This is a genomic window from Vibrio sp. V33_P6A3T137, from assembly GCF_009904835.1.
Lineage (GTDB): Bacteria > Pseudomonadota > Gammaproteobacteria > Enterobacterales > Vibrionaceae > Vibrio > Vibrio metschnikovii.
Window position 1 is genome coordinate 34,796 of record NZ_WXWK01000049.1, and the last position, 13,848, is coordinate 48,643.

Annotated in this window: 10 protein-coding genes; all 10 read left to right on the forward strand. The window is 44.1% G+C overall.

Going from position 1 to position 13,848, the window contains the following annotated elements; all coding sequences use genetic code 11:
• Nucleotides 1-216: 216 nt before the first annotated feature.
• The 10 genes from CAG60_RS04260 to rpsA all read left to right on the forward strand — a co-directional run bounded on the left by CAG60_RS04260 (nt 217) and on the right by rpsA (nt 13,749).
• On the forward strand, nt 217-1,686 hold the full coding sequence (locus tag CAG60_RS04260) for a protein adenylyltransferase SelO (protein WP_161438370.1): 1,470 nt from the start codon (nt 217-219) through the stop codon (nt 1,684-1,686).
• A 569-nt stretch (nt 1,687-2,255) separates the two neighbouring features.
• Nucleotides 2,256-3,557 (forward strand): trigger factor, encoded by a 1,302-nt coding sequence (tig, locus tag CAG60_RS04265; protein WP_154168638.1) that lies wholly within the window; start codon nt 2,256-2,258, stop codon nt 3,555-3,557.
• A 109-nt stretch (nt 3,558-3,666) separates the two neighbouring features.
• Nucleotides 3,667-4,293: an ATP-dependent Clp endopeptidase proteolytic subunit ClpP gene (gene clpP / locus CAG60_RS04270; RefSeq protein ID WP_004395646.1), complete on the forward strand. Its 627-nt coding sequence runs from the start codon at nt 3,667-3,669 to the stop codon at nt 4,291-4,293.
• Between the two features lie 83 nt (nt 4,294-4,376).
• On the forward strand, nt 4,377-5,657 hold the full coding sequence (gene clpX, locus CAG60_RS04275) for an ATP-dependent protease ATP-binding subunit ClpX (RefSeq protein ID WP_004395645.1): 1,281 nt from the start codon (nt 4,377-4,379) through the stop codon (nt 5,655-5,657).
• 120 nt (nt 5,658-5,777) lie between these two features.
• Entirely contained in the window at nt 5,778-8,129 is a 2,352-nt protein-coding gene (lon, locus tag CAG60_RS04280; protein ID WP_004395644.1) for an endopeptidase La, read from the forward strand.
• A 194-nt stretch (nt 8,130-8,323) separates the two neighbouring features.
• Complete coding sequence (locus CAG60_RS04285; protein WP_004395643.1) at nt 8,324-8,596, forward strand: HU family DNA-binding protein; 273 nt, start codon at nt 8,324-8,326, stop codon at nt 8,594-8,596.
• Between the two features lie 152 nt (nt 8,597-8,748).
• Nucleotides 8,749-10,608, forward strand: coding sequence for a peptidylprolyl isomerase (gene ppiD / locus CAG60_RS04290; protein ID WP_161425528.1), 1,860 nt, complete (start codon nt 8,749-8,751; stop codon nt 10,606-10,608).
• Between the two features lie 234 nt (nt 10,609-10,842).
• Entirely contained in the window at nt 10,843-11,136 is a 294-nt protein-coding gene (locus CAG60_RS04295) for a ComEA family DNA-binding protein (RefSeq protein ID WP_004395641.1), read from the forward strand.
• A 157-nt stretch (nt 11,137-11,293) separates the two neighbouring features.
• The gene (gene cmk, locus CAG60_RS04300; protein ID WP_040904501.1) at nt 11,294-11,974 is read left to right on the forward strand and encodes a (d)CMP kinase; all 681 of its coding nucleotides are present in this window, start codon (nt 11,294-11,296) and stop codon (nt 11,972-11,974) included.
• A 104-nt stretch (nt 11,975-12,078) separates the two neighbouring features.
• The gene (rpsA, locus tag CAG60_RS04305) at nt 12,079-13,749 is read left to right on the forward strand and encodes a 30S ribosomal protein S1 (RefSeq protein WP_004395639.1); all 1,671 of its coding nucleotides are present in this window, start codon (nt 12,079-12,081) and stop codon (nt 13,747-13,749) included.
• Nucleotides 13,750-13,848: the final 99 nt, after the last annotated feature.

A 13,848-nucleotide genomic window follows, 5' to 3' on the forward strand; every position in this document is an offset into this window, starting at 1 on the left:
CGGGCTTCACTCACTTGCCACTTCGCTGCGACTCCTCGTTATTCGGGGATAGCGCTCTTTTTCTTGTCATACTGAAAGCGACGCTGCGTTCAGCGCAAGGTTGTTTTGATGAGTGTTATCCATCGAAAACCGAGTGTGCAGAGGATAATATAAAACCTAGTATTTTACTCGGGTATTTGCTATTTTTCACAAAATACCACCAAAAGAGCAGCATTGATGTCTATCTGGCAAACCACGACACTGACCAATCGTTACCATGCGTTACCCAAGGTTTTTTATCGAGAAGTAATGCCTCAACCGCTCGATAATCCACAATGGATAGCATGGAATGCGGAATTCGCTACTCAGTTCGGTTTACCCGATCAACCCGATCAAGAACTGCTTGTTTGTTTCTCTGGACTACAGATGCCGGAGAGTTTTAAACCATTGGCAATGAAATACGCGGGTCATCAATTCGGGGTTTATAATCCAGATTTAGGCGATGGGCGAGGTGTGCTATTAGCCGAAATAACCAGTCTCTCAGGGGAAGTCTTTGATCTGCATTTAAAAGGTGCTGGACTTACCCCTTATTCACGGATGGGGGATGGGCGTGCGGTCTTACGTTCGACAATCCGTGAGTATTTATGTAGCGAGGCGATGGCGGGATTAGGCATTGCCACCACTCGAGCGCTGGGGATGATGGTTAGTGATACGCTAGTCTATCGTGAGCAAGCAGAAAAAGGCGCTTTATTAGTCAGGATGAGCCAAAGCCACGTGCGTTTTGGTCACCTTGAGCATTTCTTTTATACTAATCAAATCAATGAGCTACGTTTATTGGCCGATAAGGTTATCGAGTGGCATTATCCGCAATGTCTGCAAGCGGATAACCCTTATGCTGATTGGTTTGCACAGGTTGTTGAGCGAACCGCAAAGATGATTGCTCAATGGCAAGCGGTCGGTTTCGCTCATGGGGTGATGAATACGGATAATATGTCTATTCTTGGACAAACGTTTGATTATGGTCCTTTTGGGTTTTTAGATGATTATGACCCAAGTTTTATTTGTAACCACTCGGATTATCAAGGCCGTTATGCGTTTAATCAGCAACCAAGAATAGGTTTATGGAATCTGTCTGCTTTAGCACACGCTTTATCACCACTTATTGACCGCGAAGATTTAGAACAAGCCTTGAGCCGTTATGAACCGCTACTTAATCAATATTTTAGTGAGCTAATGCGTCAGAAACTAGGCTTATTGACCCAGCAGCCTGGGGACAGTGAGTTATTCGACCAGCTATTTACGTTACTCGCGAAACATCGAGTCGACTACACGCGTTTTATGCGTCAGTTATCGTGTTTAGATCATGCTGATGAACAAAGCGTTATCGATCTCGTTGCTGATAGAGACGCTGGTCAGCGGTGGCTAGAGCATTATCTGCAGCGTTGTCAGCAAGAGAAAGATGCTCAAGGCTATTCGATCTTAGCTTCTGAGCGTTGTGTAACCATGCGCAACCATAATCCGAAATACATTTTACGAAATTACTTGGCACAGATCGCAATTGAACGCGCTGAGCAGGGGGACTATCGTGAACTGGAGCGGTTAACCAACGTATTACGTCACCCTTTTTCTGAACAAGTCGAGAATGAGCATTATGCTCAATTGCCGCCAGATTGGGGAAAGACGCTGTCGATAAGCTGCTCTTCTTAGCTTATGTTCTCTTGCGCCTCGAGGTTACTATCGGTCTTTTTTAAGTAGGACCTTCATCCTATTCTCATCTCGACGATGCCTTGTTGACTATAGACTCGTCATTACGGTGGGACCGTCGAGTATCGATTTTTTTAAAGTATAAAAGTAAGAGCAAGATCTCTTTTTATCGATTTGGATAAAAAAAGACCTCGATTCTCTTGAAAAAGCCTTTATTGTCCCCATTTCGATTACAGCGTGTTGAAACGAGGTGATGGATTTTTTAGCACTTAGGCGAGTTTTTATCAGATTGACGGGTTCCGGCTTGGGGTTTAACTCGACAGCAAAAGCTTGGGTCGGTAGAATGTCGCGTCTAAATTTTTGTCCTGAGACTAATCAGAGATACCTTTATTCGGCGCAAATCGGCAAAGATATCACTCATTAGTCCGGCGTGAAGGTGAGTTAACTGGATACGCCGATGCTCAATGTTTTATCGCTAAGTGTTCAATCGAGCACCACACAAGGATGCAGCCAGTCAACGTATTGGCTCATGATGCTCAGTAATACTGAGCCAGTTTTGAGGTTTATAAATAATGCAAGTTACTGTTGAAACGCTAGAAGGCCTAGAGCGCCGTCTCAATATTACTGTTCCAGCTGCAAACATCGAAGATGCGGTGACAGCGGAACTACGCAACATCGCGAAAAACCGTCGTTTTGATGGTTTCCGTAAAGGCAAAGTGCCAATGAAGATGGTTGCTAAGATGTACGGCAAAGCAGTACGTCAAGATATGCTTGGAGAAGTGATGCAGCGTCACTTTATCGAAGCTATCGTAAAAGAAAAAATCAACCCAGCGGGCGCACCAACGTTTGCTCCTGTTTCAATGGAAGAAGGCCAAGATTTGGTATTCACCGCTACTTTTGAAGTTTATCCAGAAGTTGAGTTGAAAGGTTTAGAAAACATTACGGTAGAAAAACCAGCAGCAGAAGTGACCGACGCCGACGTCGCTGAAATGCTAGAAACGCTTCGTAAGCAGCAAGCGACTTGGGTAGAAGTGGATGAAGCGGCTGAAGAAGGTAAGCGTGTTTCTATCGACTTCATCGGTTCGATTGACGGTGAAGAGTTTGAAGGCGGCAAAGCGGAAAACTTCCCACTAGAAATGGGCGCAGGCCGTATGATCCCTGGTTTTGAAGACGGTATTGCTGGAAAAACCAAAGGCATGGAATTTGAAATCGACGTGACTTTCCCAGAAGATTACCATGCGGAAAATCTAAAAGGTAAAGCGGCTAAGTTTGCTATCAAAGTAAACAAAGTTGAAGCTCGTGAGCTACCAGAATTGAACGATGAATTTGTTGCTAAATTTGGCGTTGCAGACGGTGGTCTTGAAGGTCTTAAAGCTGAAGTTCGCAAAAACATGGAACGTGAGCTAAAGCAAGCGATCAAAACACGCGTTAAAGAGCAAGCGATTGAAGGCTTAGTAAAAGAGAACGAACTACTGGTTCCTTCTGCTTTGGTTGACCAAGAAATCAACGTACTACGTCAGCAAGCAGCCCAACGTTTTGGTGGTAACACTGAAGCGGCTAACCAACTTCCACGTGAGCTATTTGAAGAACAAGCGAAACGCCGTGTTGTTGTTGGCCTACTACTTGGTGAAGTGATCCGTACTCAAGAGCTGAAAGCGGATGAAGAGAAAGTAAAAGCGATCATCGAAGAGATGGCCACCGCTTATGAAGATCCAAGTGAAGTGATTGCTTACTACCAGCAAAATGAGCAAATGATGAACAACATGCGCAATGTAGCTCTAGAAGAGCAAGCGATTGATGCCATCATTGCCAAAGCACAAGTAACGGAAAAAACCGTTAGCTTTAATGAGCTAATGAACCCAGAAGCGGCTTAATTTTAGTCGGTGATCAGCAAGAAGGGTTGACGAAACCTCGACTCTTCTGCTAACAATGGTCCGTGTGATGCCCATCATTCGGGCCATTTATTTTAGGGATATTAAGACTATGAGCTACCAAGAAAAAAATGCAATGTCGCCAATTATTGACGCGCTAGTACCCATGGTGGTGGAACAAACTTCTCGTGGTGAGCGCTCATACGACATCTATTCTCGCTTATTGAAAGACCGTGTTATTTTCCTAACGGGTCAAGTAGAAGATCACATGGCAAATCTTGTCGTGGCTCAACTGCTTTTCTTAGAATCTGAAAATCCAGATAAAGATATTTTTCTATACATCAACTCACCCGGTGGCAGCGTAACCGCAGGTATGTCGATTTATGACACGATGCAGTTTATTAAACCGAATGTAAGTACCCTGTGTGTTGGACAAGCTTGCTCTATGGGCGCTTTTTTATTGGCAGGTGGTGCTCCTGGCAAACGTTACGTTCTGCCTAACTCACGTGTCATGATTCACCAACCACTCGGTGGATTCCAAGGGCAGGCATCGGATATTCAGATCCATGCACAAGAAATTTTGAGCATCAAGAATAAATTAAATACGCTACTTGCAGAGCATACCGGACAGCCACTAGATGTCATTGAACGTGATACTGACCGAGATAACTTTATGTCAGCGCAGCAAGCAGTCGATTACGGTATTGTTGATGCGATACTTACCCATCGCGGTGAATAACAATCGTAATAATTGATTAACGCAATTTGGGGTAAATTGTTATACACTCAAATTATCAAGAGTAAAGGCTAAGAGGTTAGCGAATGACAGATAAAAGCAAAGAGGGTAGTAGCAGTAAGCTACTGTACTGCTCTTTCTGTGGCAAAAGCCAGCACGAAGTTCGCAAGCTAATCGCAGGTCCTTCAGTCTACATTTGTGATGAATGTGTCGATCTTTGTAACGATATTATTCGTGAAGAGATCAAAGATGTTTTACCGAAGAAAGAGTCGTCGGCGTTACCAACACCGCGTGAAATTCGTGAACATCTTGATGACTATGTGATTGGCCAAGAACACGCGAAAAAAGTGCTCGCTGTTGCGGTATATAACCACTATAAGCGTTTACGTAACGGTGATACGACCAGTGATGGTGTGGAACTCGGTAAAAGTAATATTTTGCTGATCGGTCCAACCGGTAGCGGTAAAACACTGTTGGCAGAAACGTTAGCTCGCTTTTTGGATGTGCCATTTACTATGGCCGATGCTACGACCCTGACGGAAGCGGGTTATGTGGGCGAAGATGTTGAAAACATCATCCAAAAATTGCTACAGAAATGCGATTACGACGTTGCAAAAGCGGAGCGCGGAATCGTGTATATTGATGAAATCGATAAGATTTCACGCAAAGCAGAAAATCCGTCGATCACTCGAGATGTCTCTGGTGAAGGCGTTCAACAAGCACTGCTTAAATTGGTTGAAGGTACCGTTGCTTCTGTTCCGCCACAAGGTGGACGTAAGCATCCTCAGCAAGAGTTTTTGCAGGTTGATACCTCCAAAATCCTCTTCATTTGTGGTGGTGCTTTCTCTGGTTTGGATAAGGTGATTGAGCAACGCGTTGCTAAAGGCACTGGGATTGGTTTTGGTGCTGAAGTTCGTTCAAAAGACAACAGTAAGTCATTGAGTGAATTATTCACCCAAGTTGAGCCAGAAGATTTGGTTAAATACGGTCTGATTCCTGAGTTTATTGGTCGTTTACCAGTGACCGCAACGTTGACGGAGTTGGATGAAAAAGCGTTAATTCAAATCTTGTGTGAGCCTAAAAACGCGCTGACTAAACAGTACGCTGCTCTTTTCGAGTTAGAGAAAGCAGAACTTGAATTTCGTGAAGATGCCTTGCGTGCTATCGCTGCTAAAGCGATGAAACGCAAAACAGGAGCACGTGGTTTACGTTCAATTCTCGAAAATGTCCTGTTAGAAACCATGTACGAGCTCCCTTCAATGGCAGACGTTGAAAAAGTCGTGATTGACGAATCCGTCATTAATGGTGAGTCAGAGCCGCTACTTATTTATTCTGGAAATGAGAGTCAGGCAGCAGGCGCTGAGTAAAAAGTGTTCAACCATTTTTAAAAGGAGGTAGTGATACCTCCTTTTTTTAATTCCGTCATTGAATCCAGTCAGTTAGGCCCCATATACTCCGATATACATAAAAGCGGAAGAGAGAATAATATGAACTTGGAACGTTCCGAGCGTATCGAGATCCCAGTACTACCTCTGCGCGATGTGGTGGTATACCCACATATGGTCATTCCTCTGTTTGTTGGCCGTGAAAAATCCATCCAATGCTTAGAAGCGGCGATGGATAACAACAAACAAGTGCTCTTGGTTGCTCAAAAACAAGCTGAAACCGATGAGCCGAAAGTTTCCGATCTATTTGCAGTAGGAACGGTAGCGACCATTCTTCAACTATTAAAACTGCCAGACGGTACGGTCAAGGTTTTGGTTGAAGGCCAGCAGCGCGCGAAAATTAATCAATTTCATGAGGGTGATTTCTTTTCAGCAGAGGCGGAATATCTGCTGACACCAGAGTTGGATGAAAAAGAACAAGAAGTGATTGTTCGCAGTGCGATCAATCAATTTGAAGGCTTTATCAAACTGAATAAGAAAATCCCACCTGAAGTACTTACTTCACTGAATGGGATTGATGAAGCCGCTCGCTTAGCTGATACCATCGCCGCTCACATGCCTTTAAAATTGGTGGATAAGCAAAAAGTATTAGAGATTTTAGACATTTCTGAGCGTTTAGAATTTTTAATGGGGCAAATGGAGTCGGAAATCGATCTGTTACAAGTTGAGAAGCGTATTCGCACTCGAGTGAAAAAACAGATGGAGAAATCTCAGCGTGAGTATTATTTGAATGAGCAAATGAAAGCTATTCAAAAAGAGCTCGGTGAGATGGACGACACGCCTGATGAATTCGAGACTCTGCAAAAGAAAATCGATGATTCAAAAATGCCCAAAGAAGCTCGCGATAAAACTCAGCAAGAGCTACACAAACTCAAAATGATGTCACCGATGTCAGCAGAAGCAACCGTGGTGCGTAGCTACATCGATTGGATGGTCAGCGTGCCTTGGACGAAGCGTTCGAAGGTTAAAAAAGATCTCGCGAAAGCGGAAGAAATCCTTAACGCTGATCATTACGGTTTGAAACGAGTTAAAGAGCGCATCTTAGAGTATCTTGCGGTGCAAACTCGGATCAATAAACTCAAAGGCCCTATCCTATGTTTGGTTGGACCTCCAGGGGTTGGTAAAACGTCATTAGGTCGTTCTATTGCATCAGCAACGGGTCGCCAGTATGTGCGTATGGCATTAGGTGGGGTACGTGATGAGGCGGAGATTCGTGGTCACCGTCGGACTTACATTGGCTCACTGCCTGGAAAATTAATTCAGAAAATGGCTAAGGTTGGGGTAAAAAACCCACTTTTCCTGTTGGACGAAATTGATAAAATGTCTTCAGACATGCGTGGCGATCCTGCTTCAGCGCTGTTAGAAGTTTTGGACCCAGAACAGAACAATTCGTTTAACGACCATTACTTGGAAGTGGATTACGATTTATCTGATGTGATGTTCGTTGCGACATCAAACTCGATGAATATTCCAGGGCCACTGCTGGATCGTATGGAAGTGATTCGCTTGTCTGGTTATACCGAAGATGAGAAGCTCAATATTGCTAAGCGCCATTTGGTGAATAAGCAGATTGAGCGTAATGGACTAAAGCCCAGCGAAATCATCATCGAAGATTCAGCGATCACTGGCATTATTCGCTATTACACGCGTGAAGCTGGTGTGCGTGGACTGGAACGCGAAATTTCGAAAATTTGTCGTAAAGCGGTGAAGAAGATCCTGCTCAATGCCTCAGTGAAAACGGTAACGGTCAACCAAGAAAACTTAAAAGAGTTTTTAGGGGTACAGCGTTTTGATTACGGTAAAGCCGATGATAGTAATCGAATTGGTCAAGTAACGGGGTTAGCGTGGACAGAAGTTGGTGGTGACTTACTGACGATTGAGACTCAATCGATGCCAGGTAAAGGTAAGTTAACCCAAACGGGTTCACTTGGCGATGTGATGCAAGAGTCTATTCAGGCCGCCATGACCGTCGTTCGTTCTCGTGCTGATAAATTAGGCATCAATAGCGATTTTTACGAGAAAAAAGACATCCATGTCCACGTTCCTGAAGGCGCAACTCCGAAGGATGGGCCAAGCGCCGGTATTGCAATGTGTACGGCACTGGTATCAAGCTTAACGGGTAACCCTGTTAAAGCTGAAGTCGCAATGACGGGAGAAATCACGTTACGTGGTGAAGTGCTCCCTATCGGTGGCTTAAAAGAGAAGTTGTTAGCAGCGCATCGTGGCGGTATAAAAATGGTCTTAATTCCAAAAGACAATGAACGTGATTTGGAAGAGATCCCAGATAATGTCATCGCAGATTTACAAGTGATCCCTGTCCAGTGGATCGATGAAGTCTTGCAGCTTGCCTTAGAAAATGACCCAGCTGGGGTTAGTTTTGCTGTTGTAAAATAGTGATGTGTAGCAAAAATAACTAAAAGATTACGCTGATAGGTCGAAAAAGGCTTGTCAGCGTTTTTTTTGGGAGCTAACGTTACCAACTATGGCTTAAGCCCTGTTGTAATAAGGCATTAAGCCTGTTTTTAATCTTAATGGAACGAAATCGGCACCGAACAAAACAATAACTTGGTGACCAAAGGGGAATTACAGTGAATAAGACACAACTAGTAGAAAAAATCGCAGAAAATGCGGATATTTCCAAAGCATCCGCAGGTCGCGCACTGGATGCATTTATCGAAGCAGTGACCGATACACTTCAATCTGGTGATCAAGTAGCGTTAGTAGGTTTTGGTACTTTCTCTGTCCGCTCACGCGCAGCTCGTACTGGCCGTAACCCTAAAACGGGTGAAGAGATCCAAATTGCTGAAGCTAAAGTACCCGCGTTTAAGGCTGGCAAAGCTTTAAAAGACGCTTGTAACTAATACAGGGTGTTTTTTGCCGTTTTAACGCAAAAATAATTCGAACCTTTTGAAATTATGCGCATCCTACTGATGCGCATTTCTTTTTCTGATATTATCGCGCTATTCAATTTTGGCTGAAGCATTTAGCTTCAAACCCGGAGAGCAGTACAACTATGATGGAACGATTACGCGAAGGCGTGAACAGCATCGCGGTGAAAATTATCCTAGGACTCATCATCCTATCGTTTATCTTTGCAGGCGTGGGTAACTATATCGTTGGCGGCGGCAATAATGCAGCGGCCAAAGTCGGCAAGACAGAGATCAGTCGTGGGGAATTTGAACAGGCGTATCAAAATGAACGTAATCGCATGCAGTCACAACTTGGCGATTACTTTTCTACATTACTAGCAGACCCAACTTATGTCGCTTCACTACGACGCTCAGTGCTTGATAGCATGATCAATGATATTTTAATTGAGCAGCATGCACAGTCGCTCGGTTTACGTGTAAGTGATAATCAAGTTCGTCAAGCCATTATTGCCATGCCAGAGTTCCAGTCGGCAGGTCAATTTGATCAAAATATCTATCAATCTGCTCTGCGTCGTGCAGGGTTTACCCCCGATGCTTTTGCCGAGTATATGCGTCGTAGTCTGGTCCGTGATCAACTGGTTGCGGCTTTACAGACCAGCGAGTTTACTTTACCCGGTGAAGTCGAAGGGTTGAGTGCGTTAGTGGCTCAAGCTAGAGATGTGCGAACCATCACGCTACCGACCACTGATTTCGCAAAAGAGGTTCAGCTAACAGATCAAGAGATTGAGCAGTATTATCAACAAAATGATGATCGATATACTCGTCCGGAACAGATGAGAATTTCTTATATCGAGTTGTCAGCGCAGCAGTTGAAACAAGCCATCACCATTACGGATGAGCAGACCAAAGCATTCTATGATGCGCATCAAGATAAATATGCTTCTAAAGAACAGCGTAAAGTCAGCCACATCATGATCCAAGGTGATGATCAACAAGCAGCTCAGGCGATTTTAGATCAATTACACAATGGGGCGGACTTTGCTCAATTGGCGAAAGAGAAATCACAAGACATTGGGAGTTCCCAAGAGGGTGGTGAGCTAGGTTGGATTGAACGTGATACGATGGATGCGGCTTTTGAAAGTGCGGCTTTTGCTCTTCAACAAGTCGGTGAAATTAGCGGGCTGGTAAAATCGGATTTCGGCTACCACATCATTAAACTTGATGAACTTAAGGCTCCAGTGATTAAGCCTTATGAGCAAGTTGCTGCTGAGATAAAAGCAGAGTTACAAGATCAGCAAGCGGTTGATCGGTTTTATCAACTACAAACTGAGCTAGAGCGTATTGCTTTTGAGTCACCAGACTCGTTAGATGAAGCCGCTAAGGCAATTGGCGCAGACATTCAACGTACGGATTTTATTTCAGTCGCAGAATTGCCTGCTACATTGAGTGCTCCAGCGGTTATACAAGCGCTGCGACAGCCAGAAGTCAAAGAAGATCAACTGAACTCGGATGCAATTGAAATTGCCCCTGAGCATGTTGTGGTTGTCCGTGTTGAGCAAACTCGTCCAGAAATTATTTTACCGTTGGCCGAGGTTCGTGAGCAAATCGTTGCGACGTTATCGCGTTTAAAAGCGGAACAGCAAGCATTGCAATTGGCAAACGATTTAGTCACGGCTTTAAACGCTGGCGATAATAGTTTATTAGACGACCATCAATTAGCCTTTAGTGAGGTTCAGCGTATGGATAGAAGTTCTCCATTGGCTGAAATCGTCTTCTCTATGCCGAAGCCAGAAGGCGAGCATCATGTTTATGCACATGGCAAAGATGCACAAGGCAACGTTGTTGTTATCGCTTTAGCTGCTGTGACGACTGAGGCTGACCCACAATTGAATCAGCAAATTGGCGCTCAGTTATCTCGCATTGGACTACAACAGAATGTTGAGGGTATTTTGGGTGTATTGCGTCAAAATACGAAAATCCAATATTATGGTTTAGAGCAATAACGGCCTGTTGTGTAAATAACATGTTTGTCATTTTGGGCTGCATTTGCAGCCCATTTTATTTTCTTGTTTTGTTCAAATAGTCGATGTGACTAATCCTTTATTATCGTCTTGTCTACCCCTGTGCTATGAGAAAATACAACGTTGTTGCTCACCAAGATCCAGCGTGTTCGACCGGTGATTCTTGTTCATCTGGTGGTGTAGGGATGCGATAAACACTTAAACAAGGAAGGAACAATGGTTAAGAATTATTTACTTGCCCTGCTGTTGGGCTTAAGCCTGCCTGTTAGCCAAGCGATGAGCGAAGAAACGGTCAGCGTTAATCAGGGCTTTGAGATCACAGTGAATGTTAATACCGCCTCGGCAGAAGAGATCGCGACTTTGTTACAAGGCATTGGCTTGCAAAAAGCTCAGGCGATTGTTGAATATCGTGAGATAAATGGTCAGTTTTTAACAAAAGAAGATCTAACTAAAGTGAAGGGAATCGGGCCAGCAATCGTGGCAAGAAACGATAAACGTATTTTACTGTAATGTGAACCACCCGCGAACAAGAAACTCAGGCTTAGCCCTGAGTTTTTTTATGAGGGGGACTCCTCGTCTGAAACTCGCATCTTATTGCCAGTTCAGTATATAATTCATCGTTGACCAATCACGCGATGAGTCGTGAACTAAACGAATGGAGTAAAGCATGTCCTTGCAAACAACGGTAATTACCGTGGATGGACCTAGTGGCGCTGGTAAAGGCACACTGTGTATGTTGTTGGCGAAAAAGCTCGGTTTTCAACTGTTAGATTCGGGCGCAATCTATCGCGTACTTGCCTTAGCCGCGATTCATCATGGCGTTGACCCTGACTCTGAAGAGGCATTAGTTCCTCTAGCCACACACCTTGATGTTGAGTTCATTGCTGAAGGCGACTTGGTTAAAGTAATTTTAGAAGGTGAAGACGTTTCTAAGGCCTTGCGTAAAGAAGAAACGGGTATGGCCGCTTCAAAAATTGCTGCCTTGCCTCGTGTCCGTGAGGCGTTATTGCGTAGACAGCGTGCGTTCGAGCAAGGTAAAGGCTTAGTGGCCGATGGGCGAGATATGGGAACCGTGGTCTTTCCTGAAGCTGCGGTAAAAATTTTCCTTGATGCAAGTGCAGAAGAGCGTGCGCGTAGACGCTATAAGCAGTTGCAACTGAAGGGCCTTGATGTTAAATTTGACGCCCTTTTAAGCGAAATTCAAGAACGTGACGATAGAGATCGTAATCGTTCAGTGGCGCCACTGCGTCCAGCGGAAGGTTCGCTATTATTAGATTCAACGACTTTGTCTATCGACGAGGTTGTGGCTCAAGCATTACAATACATCGAATCGAAGTTAGCGGAATAAACCACGTTAGCTAAGAACGTTGGTCGCAAGGATGATGACTGGCGATTTTAACAACCCCATGCGGTAGGATACCCGTGGACGTTTAATTATTGAAGATTAAATACATGACTGAATCTTTTGCTCAACTCTTTGAAGAGTTTCTAAACGAAACCCAATTTCAACAAGGTACTATCGTTAAAGGTACTGTAGTTGCGATTGAAAATGGCTATGTACTTGTTGATGCAGGCCTTAAGTCTGAGTCTGCTATTCCAGCAGAACAGTTCAAAAACGCTGCGGGCGAACTAGAAGTAGAAGTTGGTTCAGAAGTTGACGTAGCACTTGACGCTGTTGAAGACGGTTTCGGTGAAACTCAACTTTCTCGTGAGAAAGCTAAGCGTCACGAAGCTTGGATCGTTCTTGAGAAAGCTTACGAAGAAGCTGAAACGGTTATCGGTATCATCAATGGTAAAGTTAAAGGTGGCTTCACTGTTGAATTGAACGGTATTCGTGCATTCCTTCCAGGCTCTCTAGTTGACGTACGTCCTATTCGTGACACTGCTCACCTAGAAAACAAAGAGCTAGAGTTCAAAGTTATCAAGCTAGACCAGAAGCGTAACAACGTTGTTGTTTCTCGTCGTGCTGTTATCGAATCAGAAAGCAGTGTTGAGCGTGACGAACTTCTTGAAACTCTACAAGAAGGTACTGAAGTTAAAGGTATCGTTAAGAACCTTACTGATTACGGTGCATTCGTTGATCTTGGCGGTGTTGATGGTCTACTACATATCACTGATATGGCGTGGAAACGTGTTAAGCACCCATCAGAGATCGTTAACGTTGGTGACGAAATCCTAGTTAAAGTTCTTAAGTTTGACCGTGACCGCACTCGTGTATCACTAGGTCTAAAACAGCTAGGCGAAGATCCATGGGTAGCTATCGCTAAGCGTTACCCAGAAGGTCACCGACTAACTGGTCGTGTTACTAACCTAACAGATTACGGCTGCTTCGTAGAAATCGAAGAAGGCGTTGAAGGTCTAGTACACGTTTCAGAAATGGATTGGACTAACAAGAACATCCACCCATCTAAAGTTGTTAATGTTGGCGACGAAGTAGATGTGATGGTTCTTGATATCGATGAAGAGCGTCGTCGTATTTCTCTAGGTCTAAAACAGTGTAAAGCTAACCCTTGGCAGTCATTCGCTGAAGCGCAAGCTAAAGGCGACAAAGTAACTGGTAAGATCAAGTCTATCACTGATTTCGGTATCTTTATCGGTCTTGACGGTGGTATCGATGGTCTTGTTCACCTATCTGACATCTCTTGGAATGTTCCTGGAGAAGAAGCGGTACGTGATTACAAGAAAGGCGATGAGATCTCAGCAGTTGTTCTAGCAGTAGATGCAGAGCGTGAGCGCATCTCTCTAGGCGTTAAGCAAATGGAAAATGACCCATTCAATGCTTACGTTGCAGACAACAAGAAAGGCACTCTAGTTAACGGTACAGTAACAGCCGTTGATGCTAAAGGCGCAACGATCACTCTTGAAGATGGCGTAGAAGGTTATATCCGCGCTTCTGAAATTGCTCGTGACCGCATTGAAGATGCCTCTCTTCTTCTAAGCGTTGGTGATAAAGTTGAAGCGAAATTTACTGGTGTTGACCGTAAAAACCGCGTAATCAACCTATCTATCAAAGCGAAAGATGAAGCTGATGAGCAAGAAGCAATGGCAACTATCAACAAGCAAGATGAAGCTGCTTTTGGTAATGCAATGGCTGATGCTTTCAAAGCTGCTAAAGGCGAATAAGTTAAATTCGTAAATAGAAAGGAACCTGCATAGGTTCCTTTTTTTTGCCTTTTCTCTACAAAATTAAGCAAGTGTTTGTTGGAACTGCTATTACTGACT

What these genes read in the sequence shown, in the direction of transcription:
- clpP (WP_004395646.1), top strand. Translation starts at nt 3,667, where the DNA reads ATGAGCTACCAAGAAAAAAATGCAATGTCGCCAATTATTGACGCGCTA.
- lon (WP_004395644.1), top strand. Translation starts at nt 5,778, where the DNA reads ATGAACTTGGAACGTTCCGAGCGTATCGAGATCCCAGTACTACCTCTG.
- rpsA (WP_004395639.1), top strand. Translation starts at nt 12,079, where the DNA reads ATGACTGAATCTTTTGCTCAACTCTTTGAAGAGTTTCTAAACGAAACC.
- CAG60_RS04295 (WP_004395641.1), top strand. Translation starts at nt 10,843, where the DNA reads ATGGTTAAGAATTATTTACTTGCCCTGCTGTTGGGCTTAAGCCTGCCT.
- clpX (WP_004395645.1), top strand. Translation starts at nt 4,377, where the DNA reads ATGACAGATAAAAGCAAAGAGGGTAGTAGCAGTAAGCTACTGTACTGC.
- cmk (WP_040904501.1), top strand. Translation starts at nt 11,294, where the DNA reads ATGTCCTTGCAAACAACGGTAATTACCGTGGATGGACCTAGTGGCGCT.
- CAG60_RS04260 (WP_161438370.1), top strand. Translation starts at nt 217, where the DNA reads ATGTCTATCTGGCAAACCACGACACTGACCAATCGTTACCATGCGTTA.
- tig (WP_154168638.1), top strand. Translation starts at nt 2,256, where the DNA reads ATGCAAGTTACTGTTGAAACGCTAGAAGGCCTAGAGCGCCGTCTCAAT.
- ppiD (WP_161425528.1), top strand. Translation starts at nt 8,749, where the DNA reads ATGATGGAACGATTACGCGAAGGCGTGAACAGCATCGCGGTGAAAATT.